This is a genomic window from uncultured Pseudoteredinibacter sp. (assembly GCF_947500695.1).
Lineage (GTDB): Bacteria > Pseudomonadota > Gammaproteobacteria > Pseudomonadales > Cellvibrionaceae > Pseudoteredinibacter.
Window position 1 is genome coordinate 38,154 of the sequence record NZ_CANMSS010000005.1, and the last position, 15,618, is coordinate 53,771.

The window sequence follows — 15,618 nt, forward strand, 5'->3', positions numbered from 1 at the left end:
GTACCAAGTGACAGCATTGCCTGCCTCTTAGGCTTCCTAGTAAGTAACTGCCTACTGGTTTTACTCGTTTTTTATTCACAAGTGTCAAAAAAACTGTGAAGCAGGCACGATAAATAGGCTGTCAACCAGTTTTATGCTTCAAAAATAGCGTAACTTGTTGTTTTTTAATCAGTATAAATGGCTGTATAAAAAATATACAAAATGCTGCTGGGGCCGAGCTGCCGTGTATTGCGTTGGTTTTCACCTAACTTTTAACACACTTATCCACAGAAGATGTGGGTAACTCAGGATGTGGATAAAATTTGGCTTTATTGTTGTATAGACAATCAATTTGCAGGGGAAATCATCAGCAACTTTTCAATTTGGCAGCTGCGACTAATGTCTAATGGCTCTATGATGGTTGTCAGACCATGCTAAAACGTTTTTTACCCAAAGTACTGTGGATTGTTAATGATTGATCAGCCCTTTCTCTTGTTGATAGCTCTTCTCTATGTGGGCTTGTTGTTTTTGGTGGCCTGGTGGGCCGATCAATCTCAGCATTGGTACAACCGTCATAGACCTTTGCTGTTTGCACTTGCGCTAGGCGTCTACTGCAGCTCTTGGACCTTTTATGGCGCGGTCGGGCAATCCATGGACAATATGTGGAGCCATCTGCCGATTTATTTAGGGCCAATCTTGGTATTTTCGCTGGGCTATCGCTTTTTAAGAAAGCTGTTGAGAGTTGGGGAGTATCATAAGGTTACTTCGATTGCTGACTTTATTGGTTCTCGTTACGGAAAATCTCAATGGTTGTCGGCCCTGGTAGCGATATTGGCCATTGTCGGCTCGCTGCCTTATATCGCCTTGCAGTTACGGGCTGTCTCAATGGCTTGGGAGGTGCTCGGCAGTCACGGCCCAACCGCACAACTTAATATTGATACCGCTCTAATTACCGCCCTGTTAATGGGGGTGTTCGCGGTGCTCTTTGGCACTCGCCATCTAGAGGGCCGCGAGCGCAATCGCGGGGTGATGGCGGCGGTAGCCCTTGAATCGATTATTAAGCTGATTGCCTTTGTGGTAGTGGCCATGGCGGCTATTGGGCTTCTGTTTAGCAATATAGAGAAATCCAGTTGGCCACAGTTGCTGGAAGTTTCGGGCTTTGACAGTAATCCGGGGATGGCCAGTTTTTTCACACAGACCTTATTGGCAGCGATCGCTATTATTTGCCTACCTAGACAGTTCCATATGGCAGTAGTGGAATACCAAGAGCCACGTGATTTACGTAAAGCCCGCTTTATAGCTCCTATCTATGTTGGCCTGTTTGCCTTATTGGTGATTCCTATCGTGCTGGCTGGCCATTTGCTTGGTGCGGAGGCTGCCGGCGACACGCTGGTATTAAGCTTGCCTAGTGGTCAGGGGTATACCGCGGTCTCTGTACTAGCTTTTATTGGTGGCTTTTCGGCCGCCACCGGTATGGTTATTGTTGCAGCGGTTACCTTGGCTGTGATGATTTCCAATGAACTGGTAGCACCGCTTTGGTTGCGAATAAATCGCGACCGCTCTCTTTCTGTTGCTTCACTTAGCAATCATCTGCGTTTAATTCGCCGACTTAGTATTTTCGCGTTGTTGATTCTAAGTTGGTTGGTTCACAAAGCTATCACCTCTATGGAAGGCCTTGCACCGATAGGTTTGCTTTCCTTTGCGGCGGCTGCACAGTTTGCTCCCGCCATCATAGCGGGCTTGTACTGGCGCAATGCGCATCGTTTAGGTGTATTAATTGGGTTGATTGCGGGATATGGAATCTGGTTGTATTGCCTAGTAATGCCTGCTTTGATACCTGAGCACAATATTGTCCAGCTGGGACCGTGGGCGATCGACTGGTTGCGACCTCAGCATCTATTTGGCGTGGAAGATTGGGATCCACTTGCTCACGGCGTTTTTTGGAGCCTGCTCTGTAATATTCTGGCGCTGTTATTGGTGTCGAAATTCAGCACCTTAAGTTACAAAGATACCCAGCAAGCGCGCTTGTTTATCGATCACCTCAGTGAAGAAGAAAACAGCGAGCCCTTGGCGCTTACAGAGGTGCATATGGGGCAAGTACAAAGCTTATTGGAGCCCTTGGTTGGCCGCGAGCGGATGCAGGAATATTGGCGCTTATTCGAGCATCGCAGTGGACAGCGTTTGATGATTGATGATTATGCCCCGCAGTTTGTTCTGCAAGAAGTTGAAGGTGTAATGGCTAGTATTTTGGGCGCCGCCACCGCACAGCGCTCGATGAAACTGTTAAGCCGTGATCGGCCTTTAAAGCTGCAAGATTTTGCCGAACTGGTAGACAATGCCTCACAGCAACTGCGCTTTAACCAAGACCTACTTCAAACCACGGTAGAAACCGTCAGCCAGGGCATTAGCGTTGTGGATGCTGAATTACGTTTGGTGGCATGGAATGAGCACTACGCTAAATTATTTGATTACCCTGAGCGTATTTTGTATATCGGTTGCCCGGTTGAAAATCTATACCGCATAAATGCCGAGCGCGGCATGTACGGCGATAACCCAGATAATATCGAACAAGACGTGGCAAGACGATTAGATTTGTTGCGACATGGTAGCGCCCATCGTTTTGAACGTGAATTGCCCAATGGTATTGTTGTTGATGTGCGTGGTACGCCAATGCCGAATGGCGGATTCGTAACTACTTATACCGACATTAGTGATTTCAAGGCGGTGGTGAATGCGCTGGAGGAAACGACCGCGAGTTTGGAACAACGAGTAGTTCAGCGTACCCAAGAGTTGTCGATCAGCAACGAAGAATTGGCCGCAGAGAATAGGCGCCGAGCCGATGCGGAACAGCGTTTGTGGGAACAGCATAACGACAAAACACGTTTTCTTGCCCATACCAGTCACGATTTGTTACAGCCAATTAATGCCGCGCGTTTATTTGCAGCTAGCGTGCAGGAAAAACTCTCTCTTCGGCGCTGGCATGAAGTGGCGGAGGATATCGCGAATATTGATTCAGCGCTGGCCTCTGCTGAGGATTTGATTGGTGCTCTGCGAGAAATATCCAAACTGGATGCTGGTGAGTTGACGGCCAAAAAAGACGCTTTTGCACTTGATGACTTACTGCAAACGTTGGCAGCGGAGTTTGCCGCTGAAGCTGCGAGAGTGGGATTACGCTTTCATTATCAGAGCTGCTCGTCCTGGGTCGAAAGCGACGCTCACCTGCTGCGTAGAATTTTACAGAATTTTTTAAGTAACGCCCTACGCTACACCCAAAAGGGCACAGTTATGCTAGGTTGCAGGCGTCGCCCGAACGGAATTGAAATTCAGGTTTGGGATAGCGGTCCGGGGATTGAACCGCATGAGCAAAGTCGAATTTTTGAAGAATTTGTACGGTTAGGGGGCAGTCGTAAAAAAGCTGATAAAGGTCTTGGCTTGGGTTTGGCAATTTCTAAACGAAGTGCGGATATACTTGATCACCCTATCAAACTGCTATCTGCAACGGGGCGTGGAACTATGTTTTCAATTCTCGTTCCGAAAACCCAGCCAGTTGCGCGCAAGGCTGCTGTGAGTATTAGCAATCAGGCAGGGGCTGATTTAAGTCAGGCGCGTATTCTTTGTGTCGATAACGAAGAGTCAATTTTGCAAGGGATGCGCGGGTTGTTGGAAACTTGGGGTTGTACCGTTTGGGGGGCGCCAGATATCAAAACGGCGCAAGATATCTATTTGAATGAGCAGCCCGATTTTATCATTGCGGATTATCATTTGGATAATGAAGAAACGGGGATTCAACTTATTGATCAACTGTCAGATCTGGATAAGGCTAAGCAGCAAGAGTTGGCGGGGATTGTTATCAGTGCGGATAACTCTGAAACGCTAAAAGGTGCCGCTACAAGTCGAGGCTTCTATTATTTGCCAAAACCGGTTAAACCTGCAGCGTTGAGAAGTTTGATTCGCCGTCTGTGTCGCAAAAAATCCCATGGTCATTAAACCGCCTGAGCATCAAAGCCGTGGCGGTCTAATCGCAAAAATAGAATAGACTCAAGGTTAATTTTCTAGCAGTTGGTACAGTAGGTGGCGAACTGTTTCAGGCTCGAAAGGTTTGTCACAAAGTGCGTTAACACCGGCATCTTCGATCTGTTGCAAGTGAGTTTCATTGGCTTCTGAAGACACCATTAAGACCGGTATGTGTGACTGATCGCTTTGGGTGCGAATGTACTCTGTCAGTTCGCGCCCATTGACATTGGGCATGTTGTAATCCGTCACCACCAAGTCAAACATTTGTTCATAAATTAAATCGATAGCTTCTCTACCATCAGTGGCATAGCTAATACGTTGCATGCCTAATGTGCCAAGCACTTTGGCAATGTATTTTCTCGCTAGGGCACTGTCATCTACAACCAGCACACGCAGCTCAGTCACATCAAACAGCTCCAGCTCGAGCTCTTCGCAGTTAAGCAGATCTACCGTAGCATTGAGCGCTTTACCTAAATGCTCGCGGCTAAAAGGCTTTGGCAAAATAGCAACTACGCCAGATTGCTTAAATTCTTCCAATTGTTCTTTACGCCACTCGCTGGAAACCAGCATAAAGGGTGTTTCGCCAAGCGCATCGTCGGCACGAATAGATTTAAGCAAATCCAGGCCTGTTCCATCATTGAAATACATGGCGCTGGCGATCAAGTCGGGGTGTTGGCTTTGCAATAGCTCTCTAGCCTCGTTGACAGAAGAGGCGATGCTGACATTGGTAACGTCTTCGGTCTCAAGCTGGGCGCGAATGATTTTTTGCTGGGTGCTTGATGGCTCAACCAGCAAAAGCGAGAGATCGGAGGGTGCAAAATCCATAAAATAAACCTTATTGATTAAAACTTACTATCAAAGGGCAGTTTTGGTGTATTGAATAGCCTTTTATCGGCAAAAAACTGAAAAGCTTAAGGCGACAAAACCTAATGCATATCTCTATTTAATATAGCTCGATATGGGCCAACTGCAGTTAGCGCGGGGAATTTTGACGTCCTATAGATCTTTTTAGTGAGTATTTCAACAAAAGCTGGGTTGGCCAAAGTCAGGGGCTGATTTGCTCAGCCCGATGTAGCATTAGTTGTTTATTTGCGGAGGACTAATATCAAGCTGGTTCATGGCTAGTACGGCCTGGGTGCGTGAATGAACACCTAGTTTTCTAAATATGGCCGTTAAATGGGCTTTAACTGTTGCCTCGGTAACGTCCATTTCGTAAGCAATTTGCTTGTTCAACAAACCATCGGCGAGCATATTGGCTACGCGAAACTGCTGAGGAGTAAAGCTGGCAACCACTTCGGCGATAGCGGCCTTATCGTCGTTATCGAGGGCATCGGCTGGAGGTAGGTCCGCAGGAAGCCATATTTCGCCCTTGAGAACTTTTTCGATTGCTGAGCCGATCATTTCAGGTGGTGATGATTTGGGCAAAAAGCCAGCGGCGCCATATTCAATAGCTTGATGAATAATGCTGCCCTGTTCATTGGCAGAGACCACCATGACAGGAATTTGAGGATATTGGCCATTAATAAAAATTAGACCGCTGAAACCGTTTGCACCCGGCATATGCAGATCTAATAAAAGTAGATCTGCATCGCTGTGGGTTTGTACTTGCTTTTGCAATGAATCGACATCTTCAGCTTGGATCACTTCTGCATCGGCAAAGTGCTGCCTAAGGGCCTGCACCAGCGCACCGCGAAACAATGGGTGATCATCTGCCACTATGAATTTTGGCATGTTTATTCCCCTCACTCTTATCACATGATTGCGATAGACCGACTGTGTAGTACTTAATGTAATATTGCTTTGGCTTACTGCTGTGAGCCGCTTATTGTTCTACTTATTTATTTGGGGCTGTTTACTGCCCCTTTTGATTTAGCATACCTTAAGTAAAGATATTCGTCTGCCTTTAGATAGACAGCTTGGCAGCTGTCCGAACTTTATTATTGTTTTCTTATTGTCGTAGAAATACTTATTGTCAGTACTTTTACTACCCTTAGCGACTGTTCCAGTAAGTTCGTTTGCGCCTAGGTTAATAAAAGTACTGCTCCGTTAAGCCATTAGCTGATGGCTTTGTGTTCGGCGATAAGATCGTCTACCACATGGGGATCGGCCAGGGTTGAGGTATCACCCAGTTGATCGTATTCACTACATGCAATTTTGCGTAAAACACGACGCATAATTTTGCCTGAGCGGGTTTTGGGTAATCCTGGTGCCCACTGAATAGCTTCGGGTGTGGCAATAGGGCCAATTTCTTCTCGAACCCAGCTACGTAACTCTTTGCGAAGCTCTTCGGTAGCGTCAACACCAGCCGCTAAGGTGACATAGACATAAATCCCCTGGCCCTTGATGTCGTGTGGGATACCAACCACGGCGGCTTCGGCTACGGTGGCATGGGCCACTAGGGCACTTTCGATTTCAGCGGTTCCCATACGGTGGCCGGCTACATTCAGTACATCATCCATGCGGCCAGTAATCCAGTAGTAGCCATCTTCATCACGTTTGGCGCCATCGCTGGTAAAGTAGCAGCTATCAAAGGTGCTGAAATAGGTATCGATAAAGCGTTGATGGTCGCCATAGATGGTACGCATTTGTGATGGCCAGCTATCTTTGATGACCAAGCTACCTTCACCGGCACCGTGGATTTCATTGCCATCAGTGTCCATTAAAGCAGGCTGCACACCGAAGAAAGGGCGGGTAGCGGAGCCAGGTTTTAAATCGGTTGCGCCTGGCATTGGAGTAATCATCATGCCGCCAGTTTCGGTTTGCCACCAAGTGTCCAGAATTGGGGCGTTATTATCGCCAAATTTTTCATGGAACCAGCGCCAAGCTTCAGGGTTAATTGGTTCACCTGCGGTTGCTAGAATTCGAATGCAGCTTAAATCGGTACCTTCTACGGCTAGATCACCATCGGCCATTAAGGCGCGAATCGCTGTAGGCGCCGTGTAAACAATGTTGATTTGATGCTTTTCAATCAGGCGAGCCATTCGGCCACAATCTGGATAGTTGGGTACACCTTCGTACATGACTACGGTCGCGGCATTACTCAATGGGCCGTATACCGCATAGCTGTGTCCGGTAATCCAGCCAATATCGGCCATACACCAATAGGTTTCTCCAGCTTTATAGTCGAATACAGTTTCATGGCTTAAGGAAACATAAGTTAGATAGCCGCCGGTGGTGTGCAATACGCCTTTGGGTTTACCTGTCGAGCCCGAGGTGTACAAAATAAATAGCGGGTCTTCAGCGCCCATGGTTTCGGCGGGGCAGTCGCTGCTTTGTTGATTGACAAGCTCGGCGAGATCCACATCGCGATCGGCATGCCAGTCAATATCGCCTTGGGTGTGGCGTAGTACTAAAATTTTTTCGACTTCGCTGTGCTGGCAGTGTTCAAGAGCATTATCAACATTTTGTTTTAATGGAACATGTTTGCCGCCGCGTAAGCCTTCGTCAGCAGTAATTACGATGCGGGAATGACCATCGTCGATTCGCCCGGCAATGGCCTCCGGTGAGAAGCCGCCAAATACCACGGAATGAATAGCGCCGATGCGGGCACAGGCCAGCATTGAGATGGTAATCAGGGGAATCATTGGTAGGTAGATGGTTACCACATCGCCTTTCTTTACTCCCATGGCCTTTAAGCCGTTGGCTAGTTTACAAACTTCGGCATGTAGTTCGCGATAGCTGTATTTAACCGCTTCGGCGCCTTCTTCGTCTGGCTCCCAAATCAGTGCGATTTGATCTCCGCGTTCTAATAGGTGGCGGTCTAGGCAGTTTTCACTGGCATTTAACTGGCCATCTTCGAACCAGCGTATGTGCAAGTCATCCTTGGCAAAGGAAACATCTTTAACCTTAGTAAAGGGTTTGCGCCAGCTAAGACGTGCGGCCTGCTCAGACCAAAATTCATCGGGTGAGTCGATTGAGCGTTGATACATGTCCAGATAACGCTCGTTATTAATCAGGGCTTGCTCGCGGTAAGAGGCGCCGACGGGTATCCGTTCATTGCTCATGATCGTTTCTCTCTATTATTTTCTCTATCTTTTCTCTCTACCCTTTCTTTCTACCGTTCAGAAAGGCTATTGCGCAGACAGAGTGCAAAGTGTGTTTATAGCTTTTATTTGAGTAGCTCGATTTTGCTGCAACTACTAGTGTTTAAGCCATTAGACATAGGTCGAGAAGTTGATGATTTGAGATTTGTACATTTTCTTATTCGACTTTAGTCGAGTGTCTGCGAATATTTTTCTTAGACATTAGTCGAGTTAGCGCAAGCTTTAGACTAATGGCCAATATTCGAATAGCTCATAGCCTTTGACAATGCCCCCAGCTTCAATAGCCAGAAGTCATTCTGAGGAGAACTATTCGATGTTTAAGAAAAATAATGAAAGAAAATCCTGGTCACTTATGTTGGCCGGCGTCGCAGCAATTAGCTTAAGCACCCAGGCCGCTCACGCGGCAAGCAATGCAGAGCTGGAACAGCAAGTAGCCGAGTTGCAAGCACAAGTAAAAATGCTCATGCAACAAATGAACAAAAATAAGGTGGCCGTACAGGATCTAGGTTCAAAGGTTGCTAATGCTCCAGCAGCTAAGCCCTCTAAGGGTAAAACCTTTGGTGGTGATCCAAGTAACTTCCGTATTGGAAACACGGATGTGAATATCGGTGGTTTTGTAAAGTTCGATATGAACTTCTCGGATTATTCAGATGGCGCAGCGGCAAACGCTGGTATCGGTGAAGACTTCTTGGTGCCTTCGGTGATTCCTGTCGGTGGTGAAGGCGGTGATGTTAAATTCCACGCGCATGCCAAGACTTCTCGCTTTAATATCTCTACCAAGACGAAAACCGATACCGGTCATGTCCGTACCTTTATGGAATTCGATGCCATTGCCAGTGGTCAAGGTGATGAGCGTATCTCTAACTCATCTGCTGAGCGCTTACGCCACGCGTTTATCGATTGGAATATCGACGGTAAAAACTCGGTGTTGGCCGGTCAAACTTGGTCTACCTTCTTTAATGTTGGCACGCTGCCAGAGTCTCTAGACTTCGTTGGCCCAGTTGGCACAATCTTTGAGCGCCAGCCGCAGTTACGTTACACCCGCAAGCTTGATGGCGGCAGCTTTATGCTAGCGGCCGAGAACCCTGCTACCACTTTATACGGTGCCAGCGAAAACCCGTATGACGATAACAGTATCCCTGATCTAATCGCCCGATATAACGGTAAATCTGGCAGCTTTAGTTACTCTCTGGCAGCTATGACTCGCGAGCTGAAATACGATACCGGCGCGGCGAGCGCAGATGATCAAGGCTATGCTCTAAGCGTTGCTGGTAAATACACCATGACCAGTGATGAAATCCGTGTGATGTTTAACTACGGTGATGCTCTAGGTCGTTATATGGGCCTGAACGGTTTCCGTGCTGGTGCTATTCGTGATGATGGTGAAATTGAGCTGATTGATGCTTGGGGTGGCTTCATTAACTGGAAGCATCACTGGAATAATAAGTGGCGTTCAAACTTAACTTTATCTGCCACCAGCGCAGATAATCCAGATTACCTGGCAGCGACTACCGCTGCTGATTACACCAGTATTCACGCGAATCTATTGTACTCGCCGATCAAACGCTTAACGCTCGGTGGTGAATACATTTACGCGACTAAAGAGCTTGAGAACACTGGTAACGTTCTTGATGATGATAAAGGTTCCCTTAAACGCTTGTTGTTGTCTGTGAAATACGCTTTCTAAGCTGAGTTGATCACAGTCTTTGTTTGCTGGGCGATTTCCGAGAGGGAATCGCCCAGTTTTTTATGGGCTTTATAAATGTTTGGTGGAGTTCTGTCGGTAAAAGGTGGGGCTTGCCTTGCTTCACGATCGGCGGCCTTCCAGGCTTCCCTCAGTCACAAAAAAGCCTCGCAAAAAAGACGCGAGTCTTTTTTGCTCGTTCGGCGCTCGCTCTAATTGTTCAGCAAGACAAACCCCACCTTTTACCTAGAGAGTGCAGCCCAAAAGCTTGAATAATATTTACTTAATGTAGCTCTGAAAGGGTGTGTGAGCTTGTCAGGAACCGTAGAGCGCCATGGACGGCGCGAAGTCGAGCGCCCTGGATGGTTTAAGCGTGTTCCAGGCAAGCTCACACACCCTTTTAGAGCGGCCAGGAGTTGCGTACTAATAAAGTCTCAAGTGCGCAATGGATAGCAGATTTATACCTTAGTAGATCAATAGACCAATGTCTAAATTCGATTTGACTCTGGCTTTGTTACATTGCCAATGTCCGAAACCAAAACGGTAAACAATAAATGCCCAGAGGGCAAAAAGGGGGAAGCGTAATGGCTTTTGAAAGTGGTGATAAGGCGAAAGCCTACTGGTCGGAGAATGTCCGACTCATGCTGATTTTACTATCGGTATGGTTCGTAGTCTCTTTTGGCTGCGGAATTTTATTTGTAGATGAACTTAACTCTATCCGCATGGGTGGTTTTAAACTTGGCTTCTGGTTTGCCCAGCAAGGCTCAATCTACGTATTCGTGTGCTTGATTTTCATCTACGTTTGGTTGATGAACAAGCTCGATGCTAAATACGGCGTGAGAGAGGAGTAAGCTCATGGATGTCCAAACTTTAACGATAATCATGGTAGGTGCGAGCTTTGCACTGTATATCGCCATCGCAATCTGGGCTCGTGCAGGTTCAACAAAAGAATTCTACGTTGCTGGTGGTGGTGTTCACCCCGTTGCCAACGGTATGGCGACCGCAGCCGACTGGATGAGTGCAGCCTCCTTTATCTCTATGGCCGGTATCATTTCCTTTATCGGTTATGACGGCTCGGTTTACCTAATGGGGTGGACCGGTGGTTATGTACTGCTTGCTTTATGTTTAGCACCTTACCTGCGTAAGTTCGGTAAGTTTACCGTGCCTGACTTTATTGGTGATCGCTACTACTCCCAGGTGGCTCGTCGCGTAGCGGTATTGTGTGCGATCTTCGTATCCTTTACCTACATCGCAGGCCAAATGCGTGGTGTTGGCGTGGTATTTTCTCGCTTCTTAGAAGTGGAAGTTGCCACCGGCGTAATTTTGGGTGGTATCGTAGTATTCTTCTATGCCGTACTAGGTGGCATGAAGGGTATTACTTATACCCAGGTAGCTCAGTACTGCGTATTGATTTTTGCCTACACCGTACCGGCAATTTTCATCTCCATGTTGATGACCGGTAACCCCATTCCTCAGCTAGGTTTTGGTGATAAAGAAGCCGGCACTGATGTGTTCATTCTGGACAAGCTAGATGGGCTCTCGCGAGAACTCGGCTTTACGGAATACACCAGCGGGAATAAATCGACCATCGATGTATTCTTTATTACAGCGGCACTGATGGTAGGTACTGCAGGTCTTCCCCACGTGATCGTACGCTTCTTCACCGTGCCTAAAGTACGTGATGCGCGTAAGTCTGCCGGTTGGGCGCTACTGTTTATCGCATTCTTGTACACCACGGCTCCAGCTGTAGCGACGTTTGCTCGCGTAAATATGGTGAATACCATTAACGGTCCAGAAGCACATGGCACCGAGTACGCTAAAGCGCCAAGCTGGATTAAAAACTGGGAAAAAACCGGTTTGATCAGCTGGGAAGATAAGAACGGCGACGGCAAAATGTTCTACTCAGGTGATGAGCGCAACGAAATGAAAGTTGACCGTGACATCATCGTATTGGCTAACCCAGAGATTGCTGACCTACCAGCATGGGTAATTGCACTGGTAGCTGCCGGTGGCATTGCTGCGGCACTATCGACTTCAGCGGGCTTGCTCTTGGTAATCTCGACGTCGATATCCCATGATTTGCTCAAACGGGATTTGGCGCCAGATATCAGTGATAAGAAAGAGCTTATGTTTGCTCGAATAGCCGCCGCCACAGCGATTGTCTTCTCAGGATTACTGGGGATCTATCCGCCTGGATTTGTGGCCCAGGTAGTAGCCTTCGCCTTCGGCCTGGCCGCCGCTTCCTTCTTCCCTGCCATCATCTTGGGTATCTTCACCAAGTCGATGAACAAAGAGGGTGCGATTGCCGGTATGGTTACAGGTGTATTGTTTACTACCGCTTATATTGTTTACTTCAAGTTTATCGATCCTTCTGCCAACAATGCCGAGCACTGGTGGTTTGGTGTGTCCCCAGAGGGTATTGGTACGCTAGGTATGATGTTGAACTTTGTGGTATCCATCGTGGTTAGCCGCATGACCCCATCTACCCCAGTAGAAGTACAGGATTTGGTTGAGAGTATTCGCTTCCCGAAAGGTTCGGGCGCCGCTCAAGACCACTAAGTACGACTAAATACCAAGCCCGGCTACATGGCCGGGCACTTATTTAATCTCTTTTGAGGTATCGCAAGACAGAAAATTCTTCATCAGTCACAATCTGTTTAGCGAATGTACGGTTCCCAACCGCACTTTGGCAGCTTACTCTTCCCCCAAACCGACTAGAGTAAGTTGCTTTTTTTGTTTATGGGCAAGGAGTGGATATGAGCGAAGAGAGTTCGATTGAAGTTCAAGAGATTGAACAATTCTTACTGGAATGTGTGCCCTTTGATCATTTAGAAGAGCCGCTATTACTGCGAGCGGCTAATTCCGTTAAAATTGCCTACCACCGTCAGGGTACAACGCCAGATCTTTTTCAAGAAGAAAACCCCAAGCTTTTTATTGTTCGCAGCGGTGCCTTCGAAATTCGAGATCAGAATAATGAGCTGGTCGACCAAGTAGACGTTGGCGGTTATTTTGGTTTTCCATCTTTATTAACTGGGCATAAGGTCACCAACCATTGCGTAGTGTTGGAAGATGGTTTGCTGTATCAAATCGATGAAGCAACCTTTCAAAGTTTGCGGCGAGATAATCGAATTTTTGACCGTTTTTTTAATCAGGCTCATGCCAAACGATTAAGACAAGCAGTACGCTTCAAGGAACGAAATTCCCAGCTCACCGAAACGGTAGCCGATGTCATTAGCCGATCGCCCATTACCATTGCCATTGATGCAACGGTAAGAGAAGCTGCTCAGAAAATGACAGAAGATAGGGTATCAAGCTTATTGGTGGTTGGCGATACAGGCTTAAGTGGTGTATTAACCGATAGGGATTTGCGCTCTAGAGTGGTGGCCGCCGGCCTAGACTATAGCGCTGCCGTGTCTGAGGTTATGACAACAGAACCTATTACCGTCGCGCATGATGCCATGTTATTCGAAGCATTGATGATCATGTCTACCCATAATATTCATCACCTGCCAGTAGTTGACCAGGGTGCTGAGGGTAAAGAACAAATCAAAGGTATTCTCACCGCTACCGATGTGATTAAGCATCAGCGCTCTGAACCTGTTTATTTGATTGGTGAAGCCAGTCGAGTCAAAGACCGGGCTGGCTTAGTGCAAATTGCCAAAGATATTCCCACGTTATTACGGAATATGATTGCCCGTGATGCTCGTGCAGAAGAAGTTGGGCGAGTGGTTACCACGGTAACCGATGCAATTACTCGGCAATTAATCCATCAGGCCATCGAAGAGTATGGTGAGCCGCCGGTGCCGTTTGCCTGGTTGGCTTTTGGCTCTCAAGGGCGGCAAGAGCAATCCGCTAAGTCGGATCAGGACAATGGTTTGCTGCTATCCAACAAAGTAAAGCCAGAGCATGATGCCTATTTCAAATCTCTTGCCAGTTACGTTTGTGATGGCTTAAACGAGTGTGGTTATGTGTATTGCCCAGGCGATATTATGGCCACCACTGATCGTTGGCGTCAGCCACTGAATAAATGGCAGGAGTGTTTCTTCCGTTGGATTGATCAGCCTTCCCCCAAAGCCTTAATGCATTCAAGCATCTTCTTTGATATGCGAATGATTTATGGTGATGAGCCTTTATTCGAAAATCTACAAGATTCCGTGCTGAAGCGCTGCCAAGGAAACAGTATATTTCTAGCTAGCCTTACTCATAATGCCTTGCAGCTTACCCCTCCGCTAAGTTTCTTCAAGAAGTTTGTACTTACTCGTGATGGTGAGCATAAAAATACTTTCGATATGAAATTGCGTGGCGTTATGCCGGTAACGGATATTGCCCGAATTTATGCGCTGGCCACTGGCTGCAAAGAAGTTAATACCTTAAAGCGCCTACAGCAAATCTCACAGGGTAAGATGTTAGCCCTAAAAGATGCCCGGGACCTTTGCGATGCCTATGAGTTTATTTCACATTTACGCTTGGAGCATCAAGGGCGTAAAATGGCGGCTGGCGAGAAGCCCGATAATTATTTAAGCCCAGAAGATGTATCGAGCTTATCGAGACATCAGCTTAAAGATGCTTTCGATGTAGTGAGTCGGAGCCAAGCAGGCCTTAAGCTCAAATTTACTCGAGGTATGATGTAATGTTGCAGTGGCTCAACAAATTATCTTTAGGGCGCGGCCAGGAAGATTGGTTTGTTGATGCCCTGAATAAAGATTTTCGTCAGCTTGAATTTCTTGCGCTAGATCTAGAGCTAACCTCTTTAGATCCTCAGCAAGGCGATATCCTGAGCATTGGCTATGTGCCCATCATCGAGGGTTTTATCTGCCCGGGTGAAGGACGTCATTGTTTAATCAGTGAGCACTCGGGGGTAGGTGATAGCGCGATTATCCACGGGATTCGCGATTGTGATACTGATGGCGGTCATACGATGGAAGACGCTTTGGCGCAGTTAGATCAGGCGCGACAAGGAAAAGTACTGTTGTTACATCATGCTGGTTTAGATTTAGCTTTTCTCGCGAAACATCAAAGCGAGTACGGCAAATTGCTGGCGGCGGATACTATGCAAATCGAATTTCAACGCCGCACTCGCCAAGGGCAGCCTGTAGCTAATTCCTTGCGCTTAAATCAATGCCGCGATCGTTATAATCTACCCGCTTACAAGGCTCATAATGCTCTAACAGATGCCTTGGCGACGGCAGAGTTGTTTCTTGCTCAAATGAGTTATATGAGCGGGCAAGACGAGATCAATTTGGCTGAGATACTTCGCCTGAGCCGATAAGCCCACAATAAACAAGATTTACCCTTTAGGAGTGTTTTTTTAGTAAGTCTTGTGCTTTGGCGATATTGAGTAAATCTACGGCTTCTATCATCTCGCACTCATCCCTAACCATCTCGCCAATTTCGCTTGGATATAAGCGACAATCTTCTGGGCGGTTAAGATATATATCACATAGGTATTGTGTCCCAGAGCCCGTTTTTGGCTTTGTCGCCATTCGTAAAAATGGGCACTTATGCAGCTTTGCTCCGGTATCTGGGTCGTGCCATATTTTACCGTTTTTCACATATCGGTAAATTTCAGGGTTGAAGATCTCCCAGAGCGCAATCTCTTCATCACTGGTGGCCAAGTTTTGGCCACCATATTTTAGGCAGCATTTACCACACTGATTGCAATCTTTCACAGTGGTATAACCATAGGCTGGTATTTTTGTATACCTAAATGAATGTTGATAGATAAAAGCCCTATAAATTGCCTACAATTGCTGCGGTCCAGTCTTTTGCTGTGTTATCCACTAGATCTGCGTTTGCCTTATCTAAAACTAAACCCGTAAAACGCGGTACGTATTGCGCAATTATGTTGTGTGGGCCAGCTAAAGCTTGTTCTATCAGCTGTGGTTTTTTTGCAACAAA

10 protein-coding genes are annotated in these 15,618 nt (G+C 47.0%); 6 read left to right on the forward strand and 4 right to left on the reverse strand.

Annotation, left to right across the window (positions count from 1 at the left end):
* Window positions 1–450 precede the first annotated feature (450 nt).
* On the forward strand, window positions 451–3,966 hold the full coding sequence (locus tag Q1A08_RS10800; RefSeq protein ID WP_299772697.1) for a PAS domain-containing hybrid sensor histidine kinase/response regulator: 3,516 nt from the start codon (window positions 451–453) through the stop codon (window positions 3,964–3,966).
* A 57-nt stretch (window positions 3,967–4,023) separates the two neighbouring features.
* Here the strand turns inward: Q1A08_RS10800 and Q1A08_RS10805 are convergent, their stop codons facing one another.
* The 3 genes from Q1A08_RS10805 to acs form a co-directional block, all read right to left on the reverse strand.
* Window positions 4,024–4,818 carry a response regulator gene (locus Q1A08_RS10805; RefSeq protein WP_299772699.1) on the reverse strand — a complete coding sequence of 265 codons (795 nt, stop codon included), beginning with the start codon at window positions 4,816–4,818 and terminating at the stop codon, window positions 4,024–4,026.
* Between the two features lie 252 nt (window positions 4,819–5,070).
* A complete protein-coding gene (locus Q1A08_RS10810; protein ID WP_299772701.1) occupies window positions 5,071–5,724 on the reverse strand; it encodes a response regulator transcription factor in 654 nt (217 codons plus the stop codon).
* A 323-nt stretch (window positions 5,725–6,047) separates the two neighbouring features.
* Window positions 6,048–7,997: an acetate--CoA ligase gene (gene acs, locus Q1A08_RS10815; RefSeq protein ID WP_299772703.1), complete on the reverse strand. Its 1,950-nt coding sequence runs from the start codon at window positions 7,995–7,997 to the stop codon at window positions 6,048–6,050.
* Between the two features lie 352 nt (window positions 7,998–8,349).
* Between acs and Q1A08_RS10820 the strand changes: the two genes are divergently transcribed.
* The 5 genes from Q1A08_RS10820 to Q1A08_RS10840 all read left to right on the forward strand — a co-directional run bounded on the left by Q1A08_RS10820 (window position 8,350) and on the right by Q1A08_RS10840 (window position 14,989).
* The gene (locus tag Q1A08_RS10820; RefSeq protein ID WP_299772705.1) at window positions 8,350–9,723 is read left to right on the forward strand and encodes a DcaP family trimeric outer membrane transporter; all 1,374 of its coding nucleotides are present in this window, start codon (window positions 8,350–8,352) and stop codon (window positions 9,721–9,723) included.
* Window positions 9,724–10,304: 581 nt separating this feature from the next.
* Entirely contained in the window at window positions 10,305–10,571 is a 267-nt protein-coding gene (locus tag Q1A08_RS10825; RefSeq protein WP_299772706.1) for a DUF4212 domain-containing protein, read from the forward strand.
* 4 nt (window positions 10,572–10,575) lie between these two features.
* Entirely contained in the window at window positions 10,576–12,279 is a 1,704-nt protein-coding gene (locus tag Q1A08_RS10830; RefSeq protein ID WP_299772708.1) for a sodium:solute symporter family protein, read from the forward strand.
* A 197-nt stretch (window positions 12,280–12,476) separates the two neighbouring features.
* Window positions 12,477–14,351, forward strand: a complete 1,875-nt coding sequence (locus Q1A08_RS10835; protein WP_299772709.1) for a DUF294 nucleotidyltransferase-like domain-containing protein — start codon at window positions 12,477–12,479, stop codon at window positions 14,349–14,351.
* Window positions 14,351–14,989 (forward strand): exonuclease domain-containing protein, encoded by a 639-nt coding sequence (locus Q1A08_RS10840; protein WP_299772711.1) that lies wholly within the window; start codon window positions 14,351–14,353, stop codon window positions 14,987–14,989. The genes Q1A08_RS10835 and Q1A08_RS10840 overlap by 1 nt, the downstream gene beginning before the upstream one ends.
* A 25-nt stretch (window positions 14,990–15,014) precedes the next feature.
* Here the strand turns inward: Q1A08_RS10840 and Q1A08_RS10845 are convergent, their stop codons facing one another.
* The gene (locus Q1A08_RS10845) at window positions 15,015–15,389 is read right to left on the reverse strand and encodes a YkgJ family cysteine cluster protein (protein ID WP_299772712.1); all 375 of its coding nucleotides are present in this window, start codon (window positions 15,387–15,389) and stop codon (window positions 15,015–15,017) included.
* Window positions 15,390–15,618: the final 229 nt, after the last annotated feature.

Excerpts from the sequence above, each read along its gene's own strand:
- Q1A08_RS10800 (WP_299772697.1), top strand. The coding sequence starts at position 451 with ATGATTGATCAGCCCTTTCTCTTGTTGATAGCTCTTCTCTATGTGGGC.
- Q1A08_RS10830 (WP_299772708.1), top strand. The coding sequence starts at position 10,576 with ATGGATGTCCAAACTTTAACGATAATCATGGTAGGTGCGAGCTTTGCA.
- Q1A08_RS10835 (WP_299772709.1), top strand. The coding sequence starts at position 12,477 with ATGAGCGAAGAGAGTTCGATTGAAGTTCAAGAGATTGAACAATTCTTA.
- Q1A08_RS10810 (WP_299772701.1), bottom strand. The coding sequence starts at position 5,724 with ATGCCAAAATTCATAGTGGCAGATGATCACCCATTGTTTCGCGGTGCG.
- acs (WP_299772703.1), bottom strand. The coding sequence starts at position 7,997 with ATGAGCAATGAACGGATACCCGTCGGCGCCTCTTACCGCGAGCAAGCC.
- Q1A08_RS10840 (WP_299772711.1), top strand. The coding sequence starts at position 14,351 with ATGTTGCAGTGGCTCAACAAATTATCTTTAGGGCGCGGCCAGGAAGAT.
- Q1A08_RS10805 (WP_299772699.1), bottom strand. The coding sequence starts at position 4,818 with ATGGATTTTGCACCCTCCGATCTCTCGCTTTTGCTGGTTGAGCCATCA.
- Q1A08_RS10825 (WP_299772706.1), top strand. The coding sequence starts at position 10,305 with ATGGCTTTTGAAAGTGGTGATAAGGCGAAAGCCTACTGGTCGGAGAAT.
- Q1A08_RS10820 (WP_299772705.1), top strand. The coding sequence starts at position 8,350 with ATGTTTAAGAAAAATAATGAAAGAAAATCCTGGTCACTTATGTTGGCC.